Here is a 21,173-nt window from a genome sequence, read left to right as displayed (position 1 = left end):
CGATCGACCGGACATGATATCATACAAAATATTTAACTACCAGCCGGGAAGTCCCTCGGTATATTTAGAGGGGATTAATCTGAGCGCTGCGCGAAGTACCCCGAATAAATTACGCCCGCGTGATGAAAGGCTCGTCGGGTGTAGGTACGGAAACCGACAATTAGACATTGCGAGTACCTTTAACTATGATGTACTTCCTAGATATTAAAACAAAAGAAATGGTATATTAAGGTAGGTCGAAAAAAGAAGCTAAAAATGCAACTCACTTACAAATACCGCCTCAAACCAACCAAGCCCCAACTATCAACTATTGTGGCTCATTTAGAACTCTGCCGTCGGCAGTACAACTACCGAATCGGCGAAAGATTTAGGTGGTGGGAAACCACGAGAACACCTATCAACGCCTGCCCATTGATTGTTTCGATAGTCCCTGTTGAGGAGATTTATCGAAATATTCCCTTGACTAGATTGCAAACTAGGGATGGCAGAAAAAAGGATGAGTCAGGCAATCCTCTAACCAGGAAAGGTGATGTTTTCTCAAACATTGAAGGCGGATATGTACAGTGGCAGACGATACAATTAGCTGACCTGAAAAACACTAAAAAACTATTTCCTGACTACAAAGCGTTGGATTCTCAGGTTTTGCAAGATGTCGTCAACAGAGTTGAAACTTCCTTTTCAAATTTCACCACGCCCGATAAAAACGGCAATCGTAGAGGTCAGCCCAGATTCAAAGGGCTTCACTACTACAAATCCTTCACTTATCCTCAACTAGATAACTTAGATATTGTCAAGGACGAGCAAGATAGGATTTGTATTAGTCTCGCCAAAATAGGTAAGCGTGCCTATGGTTTTCCACCGTCCAATACCAACAAAGTTCAAAGTTAAGACGGGTACAGTTATCAGAGAAGCGGATGGGTGGTATATTTCCCTGACGCTAGAAGATAAAACGGTTCCCGTAACGGTTGCAGAAATTCAGCCGACGGTCGAAAATACTGTTGGCATTGATTTGGGAGTCACTAATTACGTCTATCTTTCCAATGGCGAAAGAGTTGAGAATCCTAGATTTTTGAGGAAATCGGCTCAGAAATTAGCAAGGCTTCAAGCGAAGTTAGCTAATAGAGTCAAGGGTTCTCAACCTTGGAAAATAATCAAGGACAAGGTTTCCCAACTCCATCAGTTCGTAGCTAGAGCTAGATTAGATTTTCAATTTAAAACTGCACATGAGCTACTTAGCAAGTGTGAGGTTTTAGTTGTTGAAGATTTGAGCGTCAAAAATCTAACTAGACGTGCCAAGCCCAAGACTGATATTGAGAATGGTAATTTGGTTTATTTGCCTAACGGTCAGTCAGCTAAGAGTGGTTTGAATAAATCCATGCTTGATGCTGCTCACGGGCAATTCGCCAACGTTCTGAAATATGTCGCCTGGAAACTAGGTAAAAGTGTTTTATTTGTTGATCCAAAGGGAACTTCCCAGCACTGTTGGAACTGCCTCAACAAAGTCCCGAAAGAATTATCGGAACGGTGGCATTCTTGTCAATGTGGAGAATCTTTGGATCGAGATGAAAATTCAGCCAAACTCATAAGAAAAATTGGTCTGAGTTACAAAAGTGGCGGGGGAACTCCGTCACTCAAAAAAGCCTTTGAAAAAAAGGAAAAAGAAGCCTGCGGTCTAACTGTACTCAGTTGACCGTCAGGTTCGTTCACAATCGTCCTACTAAATTAGCCACCATTAATCCTAGTACAACCGGCTGAATCGGCTTAACCATATGCCTTTGAAAACCAGCTTCGATCGCCATTTCGCGTTCTTTATCGCTCGCATAGGCAGTCAGCGCCGCGGCTGGGATTTCTCCTCCGGCTTCCGCAGCAAGAGATCGCACTTCTCGAATTAAGAAATACCCATCTTCCTCTGGCATTCCGATATCGGAGATGAGCACATCATATCTGCCCGGATTTTCAGTCAAAGCAGCGATCGCACTTCTGGCAGATGCAACAGCCAAAACCTCCGCCCCGTAGCCTTCAAGCACAAATTGTAAGAAGTCGCGCGTATCTATCTGATCATCTACGGCTAAGATGTGCAAGCCTTCTAGAGAGGGGACGCGATCGCTAGAGGCGTTTAAAGGCCCTACCAAAGCAGTTGACTTTAAATCGATCGCCGATGTCAACTCTTGAGGTAGCGATCGCAACGGCAATCTCACAGTCATTGTAGTTCCTTGTCCCTCACCCGGACTTTCGGCTTGCACCGTTCCCCCGTGCAATTCAACCAGGTGACGCACGATCGATAAACCCAATCCCAGCCCTTGATTGGTCTTAGTGCTGCTGGCATCACCTTGATGGAAACGATCGAAAATATACGGCAAAAATTGTGCCTCAATCCCTTTTCCCGTATCGCTGACTCGAAGTTCAGCATGATTCTCAATCGCCGATAGCATGATTTCCACTCGTCCCCCCGCCGGAGTAAACTTAATCGCATTAGACAGAAGATTCCACACAACTTGCTGCAAGCGATTAATATCTCCTAAAACACTCGTAGAAATCAACTCCGAAACAATTTGAATGTTTTTTGCCTCGGCTGATAATTGAACCCCCTCCAGCGCTGCTTGCACCACTAACCGCAGATCGATCGGACAAATGCACAGTTGAAGCTTGCCGCTGGTAATCCGGGAAATATCCAGGATATCTTCGATTAACTGAGATTGCGCCCTCGCGCTGCGCTCGATCACCTCTAAAGCCTTAGTAACGGCTGGTTCCTTCAGTTCCCCCGAACGCAGAATTTGTGCCCAGCCCAGGATCGGAGTCAAAGGATTGCGTAATTCATGGGAGAGATTCGCCAGAAATTCATCTTTACTACGGTTGGCTGTTTCTGCCTGTTGGCGGGCCAACTGTTCATGCAGTAATAACTGCGATCGTACAGTCTCAAACTGCTTGCGCTGCGTGATATCCTCGATCGACAACAGAATCATTAAAGCTTGGTCTTCTCTTTCAAGTTTACAAGCATTCAGCAGCATGGTTTTGGGCCCGATCTGCTCAAACAGGTGATCCAACTCAAAGTTTTCAAGCTGAACATCACTAACCAGAATATCTTCCAGAATCCATCGCACTTGGGGGATATTCCACTGCCCGTTGCCTAGCTCAAACAGCGAAGATTTTGCTACTTCTGACGGTGAAACCTGAAACATTTCATAGAACGATCGATTTGCTTTATTCACTCGGAAATCAGCATCTAGGACGACTAAAGGCGTTTGCACAGTTTCCACAATGGTTTCAGCATAATTTCGGGCCTCCTCCAAGGTTCTGGCACTGCGTTTAAGAGCATCAATATCGAGCAAAACCATCACCACACCGTCAATCTGGTTTTCCGTTGTCCGGTAAGGACGAATGCGGAGGTTGTACCAATATCCCGATAAAGTTTGAACTTCTTGTTCTTTCGTCTGGAGAGTATCAATCACCTCCAAAATCATCTGTTCCAAGTCAGGAACGTTCAGAGTTGAGCGGATGTCGCTAAAAGGCCGTCCAACATCTGTGGGAATCACACTAAAAATTTGCTGTGCCGTTGGCGTAAAGCGTCGAATCTGTAAATCGTTTGTCAGCATTAAAATAGGGATATTGATACTGGAAAGCAAATTTATCAGATCGTTATTCACCAGGCTTTGTTCAGTATTGCGGCTGCGAAGTTCATCGTTAGTGGTAGTGAGTTCCTCGTTAGTGGCTTGAATCTCTTCTTTGGCAGTCTCTAACTCCTCATTCGTGCTTTGCAACTCCTCGTTGCTGGATAGGATTTCTTCGTTGGCAATTTTGAGGTCTTGGTTGAGACTTTCCTGATCCTGGATCACCGCTTGCAGTTGAGATTGAGCCGCAGTTTTTTCTTGGTTAGCCGCTGCAACTTGCTGGCTCAGCAGCTCAATTTCGCGCACTAAATCAGCTTGCTCGAAGCTTTCAGAAGGGAGAGTGCTGAAGTTAAGCACGGGGGGTGCAGCCTCTTCAAATACCACCAAAAAGTAGCGTCCTTCGACCGCCGGTGGCCCGAAGGGAATCACCTCAAAATTGACGATACTCGATCGTCCGCCCGATTCAAGCAATACCCTTTCTTTCCTAATGGTTACGTTCTGCGTTTGTGCCTGATAAATCGCGGTGCGAAGCTCAACCAGCAAGCCTGCCCTTGCCATTGCCAGCAAGTTTAAGTCGGGCGTTCCGGCTACCACTCTCAAGTAAGGATCGATGTCTCCCCGCACTTGCAGGATTTTCATCTGCTCGTTGACAACCACACTGGCTGGGGCATATCGATTTAAAATCAGTTGGTCAGTTTCTTGTTGTAAATCCAAGCTATTCGTAAAATTGTTTTTCACTTCCTCCCGTTCACGTGCTTTAGCGACGGGATAGGAACTCGGCGTAAACGAAAAATGGGGACGAGTCGCAGTCAACTTTTTGGCATAAATTTTAGACTTTTTATCCACTGAAGTAAACAAGTAGGAAAATTCTCCGGTACTCTCAGAAGTGCCTAACAGGAGAAAGCCCGTTGGCTTAAGACTGTAATGGAAAATCGGCATCACTTTTTTTTGCAATGACTCTCCCAAGTAGATCAGCACATTGCGACAGCTAACTAAATCGATATTGGAAAAAGGCGGGTCACTGCCTAAGTCTTGTCGGGCAAATACACAAAGTTCGCGGACTGCCTTGCTGATTCTATAGCTACCTCTTGCTTCGGCAATAAAGAAGCGAGTACGTCGTTCTGGTGAAACATCTACCATCTGGTTTTCTGAGTAGACGCCACACCTCGCTTTGTTGATAGCGTGTTCGCCAATGTCCGTGGCAAAAATCTGGATCGGTGGCTGAATGGCTCGATCGCCCAAAAACTCTAACAAGCAAATGGCGATCGAATAAACTTCTTCACCTGTCGAACATCCCGCCACCCAAATCCGAATCGGAGTTTCGGCCGATTTATTTTTGGTAATCGTGGGGAAAACCAGTTCTTTTAACTTTTCAAAGGCTTCGGGATCGCGGAAAAAACTGGTAACGTGGATCAGGATTTCTTCATACAGGGCTGTGACTTCAGCCGAATTGTATCGAAGATGTTGGGCGTAATCATCCAAGATTTCCAGCTTGTACAACACCATCCGTCGCTGGATGCGTCGAGCGATCGTCCTGGGTTTGTACTGGCTAAAATCAACGCCTGTGGTGGATTTCAGCAGCGCAAAAATAGTAGCCAGGGCATCTCCCTGTTCGGGCGATTCCTCAACTTTTGTCATGGCAAGCGGGCCAGTGAGAAGGGGATTGTGACTATAGTTTGCCAGTTCCTCGGCAATTTTTTCCGGTGGCAGAACGAAATCGACATTGCCTGTCGCAACAGCGGTATTCGGCATACTATCGAATTTTGCTGTGTCTTGACATTGAGCAAAAGTCATGCCTCCGGCTGCTTTGATTGCCTTGAGCCCGAGTGAACCGTCTCCGTCTCCCCCGGATAATACTACGGCGATCGCTTTGTGCCCGCGATCGATCGCCAATGAGGTAAAAAACGCATCTCCCGGCATATATTTGCCATAAACCTTCTCGCGCGGTGATAGTTGCAGGACGCCTTTAGATAGCACCATCTTGGTGTTAGGCGGAATAACGTAGACTTGATTGGGTTCTACAGCTACGCCGTCTTTTACCTCATTCACAGGCATTTGGGTGGTTCTCGCAAGAATCTCGCTAAGCAGACTTTTGTGATTGGGATCTAAATGCTGAATCAGCACAAACGCCATACCCGTATCGGCCGGTAAATGGCTGAGTAACTGCGTGAATGCTTCCAAACCTCCTGCTGAGGCGGCAATCCCAACAATGGGAAAGGGGGCATCGGTTTCGGTTAATTGTTCGGTATCGAGGGCGGCTGGTGCGATGGCTTCGGGTGTATTTTCTGGAGATAATTGAGGAGAAGTCATGCTATGAAGTCGAGGACTTCAGCTATTCAGCAACCTACAGTTCTCGCAAGATGCTGCTGAAGAACCCGTACTATACTTAAGTATACCTTAAGTTATGGGTATTATGCAACTCATTTAATGAGTAAGTATACTGTTGGAGCCATGATCTGAGCGCTCTCGAACAACTCTATCTGCTGTTGGGGCGATCGTAACGAGAGGCTGGCAATAACCAAGTAGTATATCTGCTTGCCTACTTAGCTTTTTTCACCGACAAGTGTAGCAGACAGCGGGATTACTGATTCCGTATTAATTCTAGCAGTATAAGCGACTTGTGCGCCTTGTATTCCTTTTAAATCTTCTACTCGTTTTTGAATTTCGGAGACTCCAGCAGCTTTTAATGCTGTTAAAAATGCTTCGTCGCTGTAAACATCTTCGGAAAATGAAACTTCGTCACTTTTAGAAAGATTTTGAATGCGGGCGGCTTTGTTGACTGTAGAGCCAAAATAGTCGATCGAATTATTAAGATTTACCAGCAAAGCCGTACCTCGGTGAATGCCAATTCTGACTTGAATCCACTCTTGTGGTTGGCGAGTTGAGTTATACTCTCTCAAACAGGCTACAGCACCAGCGGCAGCCATAATTGCTTGTTCGTTGCTGATAAAGGAAGCCATGACAGCATCGCCGATGGTTTTAATGACTTTACCGCCAAATTTCTCGATCGACTCAAAGAAAATTTCAAAATGATCGCGCACAATATTGTAAGCTTTGGTATCTCCCAGTGTTTCGTACATTCTGGTAGAACCGGTAATATCAGTAAACATAATAGTAATCGCCCGAATCTTGACTCGCTCTCTTTCCGAGATTACTCGATCGCCGAACAAACGCTTATAATCCGGGTGATGAAGCAGTTGCATTCCTGACAGCCGCAGGGGCAGTTGTTCTACTGTCAATTCATCGGGCAATTCATCTGAATGCAAAATCAGCCCCGACAAATTGTGTTCGCTATTAGTTAATTCTATCTTGAGTTTTCCCGGACGCACGGCAAGCTCTTTTTTATCGAAATCTGGGCCGGCCAACTGCTGGAGTTGAATTTCTTGTATCTCTTCTGTTTCTTCGCCTTCCACCTTTAAAATCCCTTTAGCTAAAGTCAGGGGACAGCAGTAGCGATATCGACCTTTTTCTAAGCTAACTATCTCGGATTCGGTGCAGTATAAAGGTGTTACCAGTTGCAGTTTGCTCTGGAGTACGGGAGGGGGAGCGCAGACGGGCCGCAGTTGCGGGTCTTCGATTTCTTTGTTCAGGGAAAAAGTGACTTCCACGCGATCGAGCAAATCAATGTTGAACTCGCGCTCGCACATCGGGCAAAAAGACATTTCTGATGTGTCTGCCAAATCCTTAAATTCTTCTGTAATCATGTTGCAGTGCGGGCAGTGAATATCCCAGTGCAAGTCGAAGACACCGGCTTTTACTCCGTGCAGAAATTCGGAAGTAATTTTTTTAACATTCTTGACTGTATCGCCTGCTACGTAGTAAGGATTAATTCTCAATCTCTGCAAAATGTGGGAACCGATTAACCAGTTTTCGATTTGGTCGATCGTTCCTTTGCTCGAATTGGGACGTTTTTTGAGCTGTTCTAATTTTTCTTTTAATAGTCCGATTTTCATGATTCACTTGCCTTTGAGCCTCATGGCAAGAAATTTCTAAGTATTCTTTTGTGTAATTTGCTTGTCTAGTGTGTTTTTGCCTGAGAATGCTGATGAGTTGGGGAGCATCTCATATTTGTAAAAACACTTCTTCTGGCTCCTTCCTTCTTCCTCTTCTCTCTTCTCTCCTGCCTCCTGCCTCAAAACTCCTGCCTCAAAACTCCAATTTCTAGCGGAGGCCTGCTTTCATTGAGATGCTCCCGATGAGTTGGCACTTGTGCGGATGTCCCTGATGTTTGTAAATCTTAACAAATTAGCAGCGTAAAGGCTAGGTTTATTTAGGCAGATCGATCGCGCTGTCACTTGTTTTAATTCCAAGTGCGATCGCTGCATCTGCCTGCAGGAACATATTAAATTGTTGGTAATTGGTAATTGCTAATTGGTAATTGCTAATTGTCAACCACTAAGTAGGGAGACAGCAATGCCCATAGGTGTCAACTTAAGCTGTTAGCTCGCCAAGTTCGTTAGTCATCCCGTCAGTCCGCCAGGGGTTTCAACCCTTGCCGGACTATGGGTTTAACGTTAAGTTGACACCTATGGGCAATTCCGTTTCCCTACAAATGCCCGCGTACTTTTCAGAATTGATATTAATTGGTAATTAATGATTGGTAATTGGGACGTTTAAGGCAAAAAAAAAGAGGGAATTTTCCCTCTTTTAATCACACTAACTGTGATCTTATTCTTCCGTCGCAGGAGGGATTTCTTCCTCTACATCTAATACTGCTTCGGGTGCTGCTTCGGGTGCTGCTTCGGGTGCTGCTTCGGGTGCTACTTCGGGTGCTACTTCCGGCAGATCCTCTTCCATTGCTGAGGGTACATCTTCGAGTATTTCGTCGGAGAGGTCATCAGCATCGATCGAGTCTACAGGAATGTCTATGCCTGCTTTAGCTTGCTTTTGAGCGAGCATTTTCTCCCGGAACTTAGCTGCCATTTCCTCAGCTTTTTCGTATACCAATTCGCGATTTTTGACCATCGCGCCCGGTTCCGGTTCCAACTGCTTGGTGGAGAGAGAAATCCGGCCCCTCTCGGCATCCAAGTCAATGATCATCACTTTCACTTCGTCGTTGACATTGAAAACGCTATGAGGCGTATCGATGTGATCGTGTGAAATTTCCGAGATGTGCAGCAAGCCGCTGACGCCGCCGATGTCGATAAAGGCACCGTAAGGCTTGATACCGCGTACTGTACCGATGACGACTTCCCCGACTTCGAGGCGGTTCATCTTGCGCTCAACTAAGGCGCGACGATGACTCAACACTAGGCGGTTGCGGTCTTCGTCTACCTCTAAGAATTTTAATGGTAATTCTTCAGCGACTAATTCTTCCTTCGGTTTGCGGGTACTTATATGAGAACCGGGAATAAAGCCTCGCAAGCCTTCTATTCTCACGAGTGCGCCGCCGCGGTTCGTGGCAAATACTTGCGATCGTACTGTGGCATCTTCTGCTTGCAGTTGTCGCACTCTTTCCCACGCCCGCATATATTCGATGCGCCGGATGGACAGGGTTAATTGTCCGTCTTCATTTTCATCGGTTAGAATGAAAAATTCTCTGGTTTCGTTTGATTGCAATACCTCTTCAGGGCTTTCGACTCGATTGATCGACATTTCCTGAATGGGAATGTAAGCTGCTGTTTTAGCACCGATATCAATCAGAGCGCCCCTGGGTTCTATACTAAAAACTGTACCCGCTACTACATCGCCCGGGCTAAAGTGATAGTCATATTTATCAAGTAGGGCTGCAAAATCTTCGTGAGTAAAGCCGATGTCTTTGACTGTGGTTTTGAGATTGACCATGCGAATAGTTTCCTAGGATTTCTCTCCTTCATGTTTTTCGTTTGTGCCGGCAGATATTCGAGATTTTGGTGAAAAAGCGATTAACTTTTTTCAAAATCTTTTACTAAAGTCAGTTTTCGCTAACTTTTGCCGGGTGCAACTGCACACCAGCGCTTGCCATTACTGTTACTCCATACTCTGTGTTAAAACGTTGAATCTTAACATTCCGAGTCAAGTAGACTATTTTGACACTCTCAGGTATAAATAAACTGAGATTCTTCGTTCAACGAGCCGACTTGCTGGCGACAGGATTACTCCAGTCTAAGTAGAGGTCGGTTTCTCCAGAAGCGTAAATTTCGGTATGTCCTACCGTATTTAATTAGTCACCGAGCTTTAGTTAGGTTTTGTTCAAATGCGAGCTTTCCTAAACTGCAACACCGTTAGGTGTGACTACGCACTCAACTAATCCAGTTAAGTTTTTACGTTGTCTAGTTATACTCTATTTTAGACCGATGACGATCATATCACACCCAGCACTGTTACTGAGAAAAAAGAACACTCGCTCGAATGAGAGTCCCTTGAGTCGCTATTCCTCCGGGCCTTCATCGGGACACGGTTTTCAATCTCAAGCGAATATTTCTCTAAATTAATTTAAGCGAGCTTAGCTGGGAGTTGCACAGGATGCTGGGCTTTCTCGATCGACTGCTTCGGAATCCGGCAAATCTGCGTCAAAATTTGTCCCTGTTTCTGTATCTTCAGCTTCGTTGAGGGGATTCTGAAGGTGATTTAGGGTATCTACAAAATCTCGGATGCCTCGAAATTGCCGATATACCGAGGCAAAACGGACATAAGCGACTTCGCTGAGGGGTCGCAGGTGCAACAGCACCAGTTCCCCTATTTCTGAACTGGCGATTTCTCGGAGCGATCGACCTTGAAGTTGTGCCTCGATTTCTTCTGCCAGAGTTTCGAGATGCCCGGAAGACAAACCGGTTTTTTCGCAGGCCCGAATCAATCCCCGAACTAATTTTGACCTGTCAAAAGATTCGCGCTTGCCGTCCCGCTTGATCACCGTAATCGGCACAAATTCTATGCGTTCGTAGGTTGTGAAGCGGTGCTGGCAGTTCAAACACTCACGCCGCCGACGGATGCTTTGACCTGATTCGGCTGAACGCGATTCTAGAACGCGGCTATTTGTGTGTTGGCAGGAGGAACAGCGCATGATTGCTGATTTTAACAGGCATTGCCAGCAAATTGCCATTCATCTAACCGCTTGGGGTCTGATGAATGGCTGGACTAGAAAAATCACTTAGCACACAGCGGTGAAAGAGTCCCGCACCAAATTAGATCGCTATGATGCGGGCTAACCGCAGTCCGGTTCAGGATATTTTGGACTTACCGCAGGCGTATAGCTAATTATTTGCCAATCCGGGGAGGTTCCCGAAATGCGATCGCAAAAAATAGTACGCCTATGGCTAAAGCCAGAATCAAAATGTAAGCAACACTTTCCATGTTAAATTTTCCCTATCTTCCCTTGCCGTATTATTTTATCGTGAACAAACCTGACGGTCAACTGAGTACAGTTAGACCGCAGGCTTCTTTTTCCTTTTTTTCAAAGGCTTTTTATAGTGAGGTAGTTCCACCCCCACTTGCTAATATAGTATCAGAGTATTTCCCGATCATCTTGGGGTTTAAAAGAATAATTGTCGGTTTCGGTACCAAAACCCAACAAACCTTTCATCCCAAGGAGTAATTCCCAACGAGGTACGGGGCCGAGCGCTCAGATTAATCCCCTCTAAATATACGTTCGGGACTTCCCGGCTGGTAGTTAATTGCTGGTTTTATTATTAACTAAAAAAACCCGGTTTCTTGAAGAAACCGGGTTTTTTACACCGGGGATGTTTCCCGGCTAGCCAGAGGCTGGCAAAATTTAGAGAGGTTCTTGTCTTCTGGTGGTCACGTCGCCCAGTTTTTGGAACAGGCCCCACTCGACTTGTTCTTCCAAGTCAGCCTCAACTCCAGCAAACACGTCGCGGAAAATAGTCCGAGAACCGTGCCAGATATGGCCGAAGAAGAATAGCAAAGCAAAGCAAACGTGTCCGAAAGTGAACCAACCGCGAGTCGAAGTGCGGAAAACGCCGTCAGAATTCAAGGTTTCGCGATCGAATTCAAACACTTCACCCTTTTGAGCAGCGCGAGCAAACTTCTTAACATCTAGAGGATTATTAAAGGTTTGACCGTTAAGTTCACCACCGTAGAAGCTGACGGTAACTCCGCTTTGTTCAAAGCTGTATTTTGATTCAGCACGGCGGAAGGGGATGTCAGCGCGAACGACCCCATCTTTGTCCGTCAAAATTACTGGGAAAGTTTCAAAGAAGTTGGGGAGGCGGCGAACCGACAATACCCGACCTTCGCTGTCAGTAAATACTGGATGGCCCAGCCAAGATTTAGCAATACCGTCGCCATTGACCATCGCGCCGGCCCGGAACAAACCGCCTTTAGCAGGAGAGTTGCCCACGTAGTCGTAGAAAGCCAATTTTTCGGGAATTTGTTCGTAAGCGGATTGGAAGCTAGCGCCACCGGCCAAGCTAGCTTGAGCTCTGCGATCGATTTCTTGTTGGAAATAGCCGCTGTCCCACTGATAGCGAGTCGGGCCAAAAAGTTCGATCGGAGTTGCAGCAGAACCGTACCACATCGTACCCGCAACCACAAAGGCTGCGAAGAACACGGCAGCGATACTGCTAGAAAGTACAGTTTCGATATTCCCCATCCGCAGGGCTTTGTAAAGACGTTCCGGCGGCCGCACTGTCAAGTGGAACAAACCGGCAATTACGCCGACTACGCCCGCTGCAATGTGGTGAGCCACGATGCCGCCCGGATTGAACGGATCGAAGCCTTCAGGGCCCCAAGCAGGCGCCACTGGCTGGACGTGACCGGTCAGGCCGTAGGGGTCGGACACCCACATTCCGGGGCCAAAAAGTCCCGAAAGGTGAAATGCGCCGAAGCCGAAGCAGAGCAAGCCGGAGAGGAACAGGTGAATGCCAAACATTTTTGGCAAGTCGAGGGCTGGTTCACCGGTGCGAGGGTCTCTGAAAAGTTCTAAGTCCCAAAATACCCAGTGCCAAACTGCTGCTAAGAACAGCAGGCCAGAGAGGACGATGTGAGCGATTGCGACGCCTTCAAAGGACCAGAAGCCCGGATCGACGTTACCTTCGCCAGTGATGCTCCAACCGCCCCAAGAACCCGTAACTCCCAAGCGAGTCATGAAGGGCAACACGAACATCCCTTGACGCCACATTGGGTTCAGAACTGGGTCTGTGGGGTCAAAAACTGCTAGTTCATAAAGGGCCATTGAGCCGGCCCAACCTGCCACGAGGGCTGTGTGCATTAAGTGTACAGAAATCAATCGGCCTGGGTCATTTAAGACGACTGTGTGTACGCGATACCAGGGTAGTCCCATTGACTGCGGTTCTCCAAGGTGTAAGTGATGATGTCTATTTTTACGGAAAAATCAGATTCTCAATCCCCAGCAGTTACCTGCAGGGTTTAAACTCTGCCTTTTGCCGACTGCCATCTACCTTCAAAGGTGGAGGCATAAAAATGAAAGTTATTTAAAGAAGTGTATCGAGTGTTAGAACCGATTGCAATATGTTGAGCATTACATTAGTTGCGGGTTGCCCATTTCGCAGCGGGCGGCGATCGTCCCGAGGCGTTCGAGGACTTGCTCGGCATCGATCAGTCTGGTGAGGGTGACGTTGCCGATATTTTTGGCGGGATCGGCGGGATCGGGACGGACTGCGGGTTGGACTTCTACCATGAGTACGGCGTCTTCTACGCGGTAGAGCCACATTTTTTCGTTGCGATCGGAAAGACAGAGGTTGAGCTGTTGGATGTCCGGCGCCCGCCTCCAGGCGGCGTGACTCCACTCGCCGCCGACGCCCCAAACGCGCCCAACTTTCCAGCCGTCGGATAAGAAGAAGTATTTCACTTGTGTACGCTTGTTGAGATTTTTTTGTCTAACATAACGCAAAACTGGAAAAGTACGGAATTGTTGAACCGCGAAGACGCCAAGGACGCGAAGGAAGAGGAGAGAAGATGTAGGTAATCTGCAAGCTGTTGGGTAAATCTACAGAATTGTCCGATAAGTTTCGGTCTGGTCGATCGGTAAAATATCCAATCTTAGATTTTTCAAGTCGAGTGCAGTTCCCAGCATTTCGAGGAGGAATACTCGTCACAGCGGCTCGCTTGGGTCAGAAAGTTCTAAACATTCAAATGTGCCTTCGGGCCCTAACAAGGTTGTGGTAATTTTGCTGTTTTGGTCGCTGGCTGTCGATCGCATCATCTTAATCTCGGTTAATATGCGCCAATTATGAGCGTTCGATATTTGACCAAACCTTTTAATATACTATATAATGGTATTAAATGACAGGTGCCCTGAACTGCACGGGGAGGTATGGTACGGTTGAGATACCGTGCGCCTGTCAGAGACCAGGTGCCCCGAACTGCACGGGGAGGTATGGTACGGTTGAGATACCGTGCGCCTGTCAGAGACCAGGTGCCCCGAACTGCACGGGGAGGTATGGTACGGTTGAGATACCGTGCGCCTGTCTAAAATCTTATTCAATAAAGGAACCCAGGACTCTCGCAGTCGTGGGTTTCTGATTAAATATCTTTCTTCGCTTAGGGAAGGAGTTCGCGATCGATCGAGCCTTCAAAGTTGTTTTCAGCGTGCATATAAATATTGTTATTCGATCGACTATTGTCTATAATATGCTATGTAAGGCATAATCGATCCAAATGACATGGAACATTCAGTTTCACTTTGATTTTTACTCTGAGTTTAGCGAATTCCCCACTGATGTCAGATTAGAGCTTTTAGCAAAACTCACACTGTTACAAGAATTTGGCCCAAACCTCAAGCGTCCTCACGTCGATACTCTCAATGGTTCTACCTACACCAATATGAAAGAACTTAGGTTTCAGGCGGCTGATGGAGTTTGGCGAGTCGCTTTTGCATTTGACCCCCGCAGAGAAGCGATTTTGTTGGTAGCTGGGGACAAATCGGGTAGTAGTGAGAAGCGATTTTACAAGCAAATAATTAAGATAGCAGATAGTAGATTTACCGACCATTTGAATAAGTTAATGGAGCCAGAAACCGATGACAATTAGCCTGAAGACTATTATGGATAATTTGCCTCCCGAACAACGAGCAATAGTCGAAAAGCGATCGGTTGAATTAATGGCTGAAGAAATGACATTGCAAGACTTACGAAAAGCCAGAAAATTTACTCAGATTCGCATGGCAGAATTATTAAATATGCGTCAAGAAAATGTCTCGCGACTAGAACGCCGTGCGGATTTGTTGGTATCTACTTTGCAAAGTTATATCGCGGCAATGGGTGGGGAGTTGTCATTTGTCGTAGAATTCAAAGATCGACCCCCCGTAAAAATTACTGGATTAACATCGATGTTTGAAGAAAGCAGCTACACTAATGGAGAGGAAGAGTTTTAATTGAGGAACACCTGTTGTTAAAGTGAGAGCGATCGAACCTTTTCGCATCTAGAGACCGACGATCAAAAACATCGTATCCGATAAGTACGCATCCGCATTAAACTCTGAAGTCAATTAGACATCTTCTAAAAAGATTTTGTCAGCCTTTCCCTACCTGGACTAAAACCTAATTTTGCCAGATGTCTATTATTCAATCTAAAATCTAAAATCTAAAATCTAAAATCGAATGACTGCACAAACACCAGTACAATTCCAAGACAGTTTCGACATCATCGTAGTAGGTGGCGGACACTCCGGCTGCGAAGCCGCCCTCGCCACTTCTCGCCTCGGCTGTCGCACCCTTCTCCTCACCCTCAACCTCGACAAAATTGCGTGGCAACCTTGCAATCCGGCTGTCGGCGGCCCGGCTAAAACCCAACTTACTAACGAAGTTGATGCGTTAGGCGGGGAAATTGGCAAAATGGCCGATCGCACTTACTTACAAAAGCGCGTCCTCAACGCTTCGAGAGGCCCCGCAGTGTGGGCGCTGAGAGCACAAACAGACAAGCGGGAATACGCCGCTGTGATGAATAATATTGTTGAAAACCAACCCAATTTGACCATCCGCGAAGCGATGGTGACAGACTTAGTTTTGGGCAAAAACGAAGAAGTTATCGGAGTCGAAACATACTTCGGCGTCGCTTTTGAATGCAAAGCAGTAATTCTGACAACAGGTACTTTTTTAGGTGGCACGATTTGGGTGGGCAATAAGTCGATGCCCGCCGGACGGGCGGGAGAATTTGCCGCCGTTGGTTTGACGGAAACTCTCAATCGTTTGGGCTTTGAAACTGGCAGGTTAAAAACAGGAACTCCGGCAAGAGTTGACAAACGTACTCTCGATTACACCAACCTGGAACCGCAGCCGGGAGATGCAGAGGTTCGCTGGTTTAGTTTCGATCCAGAAGTTTGGATCGAACGGGAACAAATGCCTTGTTACTTAACTAGAACTACGCCTGAAACTCACCAGTTAATTAGAGACAATTTGCACCTTTCTCCAGTCTACGGCGGCTGGGTTGATGCGAAGGGGCCGCGCTATTGTCCGAGTATTGAAGATAAGATTGTGCGGTTTGCGGATAAGGAAAGTCACCAGATTTTTATTGAACCGGAAGGTAGAGATATTCCTGAACTTTATATTCAAGGATTTTCTACTGGTTTACCGGAAAATTTGCAATTGCAAATGCTGCGGACTCTTCCGGGTTTGGAAAAGTGCGAGATGATGCGCCCTGCTTATGCTGTGGAGTACGATTATTTGCCCGCTACTCAGTGCTTTCCGACGCTGATGACGAAGAAGATCGAAGGGCTGTTTTGCGCGGGTCAGGTGAACGGTACAACTGGATATGAGGAGGCGGCTGCACAGGGGATTGTGGCGGGGATTAATGCGGCTCGGTTTGCGAAAAATCAGGAGATGATTGTGTTTCCTCGCGAGCAAAGTTATATCGGGACTTTGATTGATGATTTGTGTACGAAGGATTTGCGGGAACCTTACCGGATGTTGACTTCGCGATCGGAATACCGGCTATTATTGCGATCGGACAATGCAGATCAACGCTTGACGCCGCTGGGACGGGAAATTGGTTTGATTGACGATCGCCGCTGGGAGTTGTTCGATCGCAAACAAGCTAATATTGTGGCAGAGAAGGAACGGTTGTACTCGACGCGGGTGAAAGAGCACGAGGAAGTAGGGAAGGCAATTTTTGCTGACACTCAACAAGCAATTAAAGGTTCAATTACTCTGGCTGATTTGTTGCGTCGTCCTGGTTTTCATTATGTGGATTTGGAACGCTACAATTTAGGCAATTCTAGTCTGAAGTTGGCTGAGAAAGATGGTGCAGAAATTGACATCAAATATTCCGGCTACCTGCAAAGACAGCAAAATCAAATCGATGACATTGCCAAACACGAACGCCGACAATTGCCTGCGGATTTGGATTACATGGCAATTACAACTCTATCCAAAGAATCGCGGGAAAAATTGGCTAAGGTGAAACCGCTGACGATTGGCCAAGCGGCGAGAATTGGCGGAGTAAATCCGGCTGATGTTAATGCTTTGTTGATTTTTCTGGAAGTGCGAAACCGTCAGCAGCCAGCGGGTGTAGGAAAATAACCTCAACTAGAGGTGTTTCAAAGCTGCCTTCAATTTTATGCAATATACCAATCCTTGCAGGAGTCGTAAACTTTTTACCCCACCCCAACCCTCCCCTTATCAAGGGGAGGGAGTAAGAAATTCACAAATGATGCGAGGATTGCTATAGTAGTATGAAAAAGTTTGGCTATTGTGGCACCACTTTTTTGTTTGGCGGCTTTCATATTGATGGATATAGATTCTGGGCTTTGCTGAGTCACGGTATGAATCAACTTTTATCGGAATTTACAAAACTCACCAGACTTGGCTTATAAAAACTCCGAAATCGGGAATTGATACCTGTATTCAGCAACGCCACAAAAACGGAAAACTGGCAGAATGTCAACTATAATTGATGAAACTCTGCCAGTCTATTGTAGATATTTATCAATCCTCGAACCCCAACTTCCATAAAGAGTGCGAGAGAGAGGGGGAGACAGCGAGAGGGAGAGGGGGAGAGGGGGAGAAGTGGGAAACACAGTTAAATTCATCCGTGTATCCGTGTCCGAATCCGTGTCGTGCCTTCCTTCTTCCCTCTTCCTTCTTCCTTCTTCCTTCCTTTAATGTGCCCAGAGAATCACGCCAGCTTCATAAGGACTGCTGAGATTATCGTGCTTCGGCAAAACCCGCAAGGACAAGCCTTGCAAACCGCTAGAAGTATAAGTAATGTCAGCCGTATAAAGGCTAGCATTCTGAGAATCTTCACCCAAATACTCCATCACCACCGGCACGCCACCAATGATATCGCCGTTAGCATCAACCGAGCCTTGATAAAGTTCAACTTGCACGTCTGCAGGCGTCAATCCCATCAGATTAATCCGAGATTTAACAGAGATAGACTGATTGACCTTAACTTCCTTATCCTGGGAAATATCAACAGCCTCAATCTTAATATCGTGCCATTTCGCGAGAACGTGCTTCTTCCAGTGAGACAACTCCTTGGCCGGAGTGCAATTATCCGAAGTCATGGTGTGGTAGCGATCGCTCACGGGGAAATAGGCCCGCCGCGCGTAATCCTTCACCATCCGAGCTGTATTGAACAAAGGACAATTCAAGCGAATAGAATCCTTCATTTTCGCCGTCCAACCGCGGGGAATTCCATCATCATCCCGGTTGTAAAATAGGGGTACAACTTCTTTTTCCATCAAGTCGTACAAAGCATTAGCCTCGACATCATCCTGATACTTAGTATCTTCGTAAAATTCCCCATGTCCGATCGGCCAACCGGTACGAACATAATCAGCCTCATCCCACCATCCGTCAAGAATGCTCAGATTCGGCAAACCATTCATCGAAGCTTTCATCCCGGATGTACCCGAAGCCTCACGCGGGCGGCGCGGCGTATTCAGCCACACATCGCAGCCAGACACCATCATCCGAGCCACGTTAATGTCGTAGTTCGGTAAAAACACCATCGAGCTCATCGTCTCGTGCTCGCGGATGAAGTGAACGATATCCCGAATCAATTCCTTACCCGGAATATCCATCGGGTGAGCCTTCCCAGCAATCACAAACTGCACCGGGCGATTTTGATCCCGCATGATCCGCATAATTCGATCGACATCGCGCAAAAACAGCGTCGCCCGCTTGTAAGTAGCAAAGCGGCGGGCAAACCCGATCGTCAGCACCTTCGGATTGAGAGCCTCCCGCGCGTGTTCGATTTCCGTTTGGGCCGCACCGCGCTCGCGCAAAGTCTTTTGCAGCCACTCCCGCGCGAACACCACCAACTCTGATCGACAGCGTTCGTGATTGCGCCATAGTTCCTCATCAGGAATCGACGAAAGCCTGTCCCATAGACGATCGTCCTTACCGGTCATTTCCCAGTCCGGGCCAAGGTATCGATCGTACAACTCCTGAGTAGACTTCGCCACACAACTGCGAGCGTGCACCCCGTTGGTAATCGAAGTAATCGGTACTTCTTCCTGGGGCAAACCCGGCCACAAACCCTGAAACATCGGGCGCGACACCACACCGTGCAAAGCCGCCACCCCGTTGACAAAACTCGACATTTTAATTGCCAAAATTGCCATATTCAGAGGTGCGGACAAATCGCCAGTATTCTCCCGGCCCAATCCCAGAAACTCATCTTGCGACAAGCCAAACATCTTGGGATAGTGACTCAGATAGTGCATCACCATATCCGGCTCGAACAAGTCAAACCCAGCAGGCACAGGAGTGTGAGTCGTAAACATACTGCTCGAAACCACCACCTGTTCCGCTTCTACGAAACTCAGGTGATATTCCTCCATCAGCATCCGAATGCGTTCCAAAGCCATGAAAGCCGCGTGGCCTTCATTCATGTGATAAGCCGTAACTGTCAGCCCCAATGCCTTGAGCATTTTCACGCCACCGATGCCCAGCATGATTTCTTGGTGCATCCGCAGAGTTTTATCACCGCCATACAGTTGGTCGGTAATATCTTGGTCGTAGCGGCTGTTAGGTTCAATATTTGTATCCATTAGGTACAAAGGAACCGTTCCCACTTGTACTCGCCAAATCCGGGCATACACCTTGCGGCCGGGATAGTCTACCTCAATCCGCAATTCCGAACCGTCGGGATTGCGTTCTGGGTGCAGCGGCATATTGTAGAAATCATTGAGCGGATAGCGTTCTTGCTGCCAGCCGTCGGCGTTGAGATACTGCGAAAAATAGCCTTCTTGGTAAAGCAGGCCGACACCGACTAAGGGCAAGCCCAAATCGCTAGCTGATTTGAGGTGGTCGCCTGCGAGCACGCCCAAACCGCCGGAATAGATGGGTAGGGCTTTAACTAAGCCGAATTCCATCGAAAAGTAAGCGTAGCATTCTTGCTGCTCGGTGCCGCGCTGTTTCCGGTACCAGGCGCGATTTTTGAGATAATCGTCTAACTGCTGGGCTGCTCGGTTCATTTGGGCAATGAAGCCTTCGTCTTCTGCCATTTCTTGCAGTCGCTCTTGAGATATGGTTCCGAGCATCAGCACCGGGTTTTGGTTGCTGGAGTCCCACAGGTCTCGATCGAGGCGGCGGAAGAGGTCTTTGGTATCGACGTTCCAGTCCCAGTGCAAGTTGTAGGCAAGCTTGCGTAGGGGTTCGAGAATTGTCGGTAGCGAGGGGGAAACGTTAAATGTGCGAATTGGCTGCATAGACAAAGCATTTATGTTGGGGTAGCGATATTTTCCTCTGTCTTTGGGTACAAGTCCGTTATTCTGCACACTATTTTAAGTTTTAAGCGGCGGGGGGCGATCGGCTGTTACCTTAACTGCGGTGGGCCGAGCAAATGCCGATCGCCCGCAAAACAGCTTTTCGCACTTCTGGATGAGATTGCTCAATACCGTTAGACCGAAAAATCCAGTGTCCGCCGCCCGCGTGTTCCAGCAAAATTCTCTTTCCATCGGGCAAAACTATTTGCCACAAGTTTAAAACGGAGGTTTTAACTAGCTTGCACTGAATTTCGCGCAAGTTGGTTTCCATGAGCTTGAGTTGATGCAGTACCTGATTTTGTGCCGCTGATTTCATGGGATTTTCACTCCTGATTTAACGCTTGTGAGAGAAAGGGGCATGGTTCTGCAAGTCCAAACCCCAGCAGGTTAAGGGGTATGCAGGTGTTTCATGTCAAAACACTTGCACGCCGATCGCACTGCACGTGCAATCTGCCATTAAATTATTGCACGTGCAACGCTCTGAGTCAATAGTCGCACGTGCAATAATTGTGGGGAAGTCCCGTTATGTTTCAAGCCTATGGAAAATCGGAAAAAGAAAACGATCAACGCTACTCTACGTCTAGAGGAAGAAGATTGGGAAGCACTGGACGAGAAAGCGAAAGCATTGGGGATGTCTTCCCGGACGCAACTTCTCAGGGAAATAGCACGAGGTTTTATAGAAACAAAGCAAGTTCTGTCTACTCAGGACAAAGAAGTATTGGGAAAATTTTAAGCCAGTTGAAAGAATTGCAGCGCTCTCACCTGGCCTATCTAGAATCTCACGAACAAATACTTAAAGTTAGATTGCAAGCGGCTCAAGAACATCACAATCAAGTTCTTGAACAAATGAAGCTGCTAGAACAAGAAATTATTGTCCTTATGAAAAAGGAGTAGTAGAAACCAGCGATTGTTGAAATCGCTGGCTTTTGCAAGGCGATCGGCCTCTAAGTACAGTC

At 47.0% G+C, this 21,173-nt stretch carries 16 protein-coding genes; 7 read left to right on the top strand and 9 right to left on the bottom strand.

All coding sequences use genetic code 11. From position 1 onward, the window contains the following. The first annotated feature begins 255 nt into the window (after nucleotides 1–255). Both QUB39_RS04445 and QUB39_RS04440 read left to right on the top strand, forming a co-directional pair. Nucleotides 256–888 (top strand): helix-turn-helix domain-containing protein, encoded by a 633-nt coding sequence (locus QUB39_RS04445; protein ID WP_333051457.1) that lies wholly within the window; start codon nucleotides 256–258, stop codon nucleotides 886–888. Next, nucleotides 848–1,690: a transposase gene (locus QUB39_RS04440; RefSeq protein WP_333051458.1), complete on the top strand. Its 843-nt coding sequence runs from the start codon at nucleotides 848–850 to the stop codon at nucleotides 1,688–1,690. The genes QUB39_RS04445 and QUB39_RS04440 overlap by 41 nt, the downstream gene beginning before the upstream one ends. A gap of 13 nt (nucleotides 1,691–1,703) precedes the next feature. On the opposite strand, the gene QUB39_RS04435 is transcribed toward QUB39_RS04440, so the two are convergent. The 7 genes from QUB39_RS04435 to QUB39_RS04405 all read right to left on the bottom strand — a co-directional run bounded on the left by QUB39_RS04435 (nucleotide 1,704) and on the right by QUB39_RS04405 (nucleotide 13,356). Continuing rightward, entirely contained in the window at nucleotides 1,704–5,918 is a 4,215-nt protein-coding gene (locus QUB39_RS04435; protein ID WP_333209231.1) for a chemotaxis protein CheB, read from the bottom strand. A gap of 233 nt (nucleotides 5,919–6,151) precedes the next feature. Next, nucleotides 6,152–7,561: an adenylate/guanylate cyclase domain-containing protein gene (locus tag QUB39_RS04430; protein ID WP_333209233.1), complete on the bottom strand. Its 1,410-nt coding sequence runs from the start codon at nucleotides 7,559–7,561 to the stop codon at nucleotides 6,152–6,154. A gap of 715 nt (nucleotides 7,562–8,276) precedes the next feature. Further along, nucleotides 8,277–9,392: a 30S ribosomal protein S1 gene (locus tag QUB39_RS04425; protein WP_333209235.1), complete on the bottom strand. Its 1,116-nt coding sequence runs from the start codon at nucleotides 9,390–9,392 to the stop codon at nucleotides 8,277–8,279. Between the two features lie 640 nt (nucleotides 9,393–10,032). After that, nucleotides 10,033–10,590: a transcriptional regulator NrdR gene (nrdR, locus tag QUB39_RS04420; RefSeq protein WP_333051824.1), complete on the bottom strand. Its 558-nt coding sequence runs from the start codon at nucleotides 10,588–10,590 to the stop codon at nucleotides 10,033–10,035. A 194-nt stretch (nucleotides 10,591–10,784) separates the two neighbouring features. Beyond that, entirely contained in the window at nucleotides 10,785–10,880 is a 96-nt protein-coding gene (locus tag QUB39_RS04415) for a photosystem II reaction center protein T (RefSeq protein ID WP_006635641.1), read from the bottom strand. Nucleotides 10,881–11,298: 418 nt separating this feature from the next. Next, nucleotides 11,299–12,828, bottom strand: a complete 1,530-nt coding sequence (gene psbB, locus QUB39_RS04410) for a photosystem II chlorophyll-binding protein CP47 (protein ID WP_333051466.1) — start codon at nucleotides 12,826–12,828, stop codon at nucleotides 11,299–11,301. Nucleotides 12,829–13,026: 198 nt separating this feature from the next. Further along, a complete protein-coding gene (locus QUB39_RS04405; protein WP_039887994.1) occupies nucleotides 13,027–13,356 on the bottom strand; it encodes a hypothetical protein in 330 nt (109 codons plus the stop codon). Between the two features lie 809 nt (nucleotides 13,357–14,165). Between QUB39_RS04405 and QUB39_RS04400 the strand changes: the two genes are divergently transcribed. From QUB39_RS04400 to mnmG, 3 genes are all read left to right on the top strand, one after another. Next, entirely contained in the window at nucleotides 14,166–14,537 is a 372-nt protein-coding gene (locus QUB39_RS04400; protein ID WP_333051469.1) for a type II toxin-antitoxin system RelE/ParE family toxin, read from the top strand. Continuing rightward, nucleotides 14,527–14,880 (top strand): transcriptional regulator, encoded by a 354-nt coding sequence (locus QUB39_RS04395; protein WP_333051471.1) that lies wholly within the window; start codon nucleotides 14,527–14,529, stop codon nucleotides 14,878–14,880. Before QUB39_RS04400 ends, QUB39_RS04395 begins: the two co-directional genes overlap by 11 nt. Before the next feature lie 226 nt (nucleotides 14,881–15,106). Next, on the top strand, nucleotides 15,107–17,023 hold the full coding sequence (gene mnmG / locus QUB39_RS04390) for a tRNA uridine-5-carboxymethylaminomethyl(34) synthesis enzyme MnmG (RefSeq protein WP_333209238.1): 1,917 nt from the start codon (nucleotides 15,107–15,109) through the stop codon (nucleotides 17,021–17,023). A gap of 578 nt (nucleotides 17,024–17,601) precedes the next feature. Here mnmG and glgP read toward each other — a convergent pair. Both glgP and QUB39_RS04380 read right to left on the bottom strand, forming a co-directional pair. Beyond that, entirely contained in the window at nucleotides 17,602–20,160 is a 2,559-nt protein-coding gene (gene glgP / locus QUB39_RS04385; protein WP_333209297.1) for an alpha-glucan family phosphorylase, read from the bottom strand. A 112-nt stretch (nucleotides 20,161–20,272) separates the two neighbouring features. Then, nucleotides 20,273–20,533, bottom strand: coding sequence for a hypothetical protein (locus QUB39_RS04380; RefSeq protein WP_333209240.1), 261 nt, complete (start codon nucleotides 20,531–20,533; stop codon nucleotides 20,273–20,275). A gap of 222 nt (nucleotides 20,534–20,755) precedes the next feature. Between QUB39_RS04380 and QUB39_RS30515 the strand changes: the two genes are divergently transcribed. After that, the gene (locus tag QUB39_RS30515; RefSeq protein ID WP_445243109.1) at nucleotides 20,756–20,950 is read left to right on the top strand and encodes a ribbon-helix-helix protein, CopG family; all 195 of its coding nucleotides are present in this window, start codon (nucleotides 20,756–20,758) and stop codon (nucleotides 20,948–20,950) included. Nucleotides 20,951–20,964: 14 nt separating this feature from the next. After that, the gene (locus tag QUB39_RS30510; protein WP_445243110.1) at nucleotides 20,965–21,111 is read left to right on the top strand and encodes a hypothetical protein; all 147 of its coding nucleotides are present in this window, start codon (nucleotides 20,965–20,967) and stop codon (nucleotides 21,109–21,111) included. The last annotated feature ends 62 nt before the right edge of the window (nucleotides 21,112–21,173 follow it).

Origin of the sequence: Microcoleus sp. AT8-B5, assembly GCF_036705565.1 — a bacterium.
In the GTDB taxonomy this organism is placed as follows: domain Bacteria; phylum Cyanobacteriota; class Cyanobacteriia; order Cyanobacteriales; family Microcoleaceae; genus Microcoleus.
This window is presented reverse-complemented; position numbering and strand designations above follow the sequence as displayed.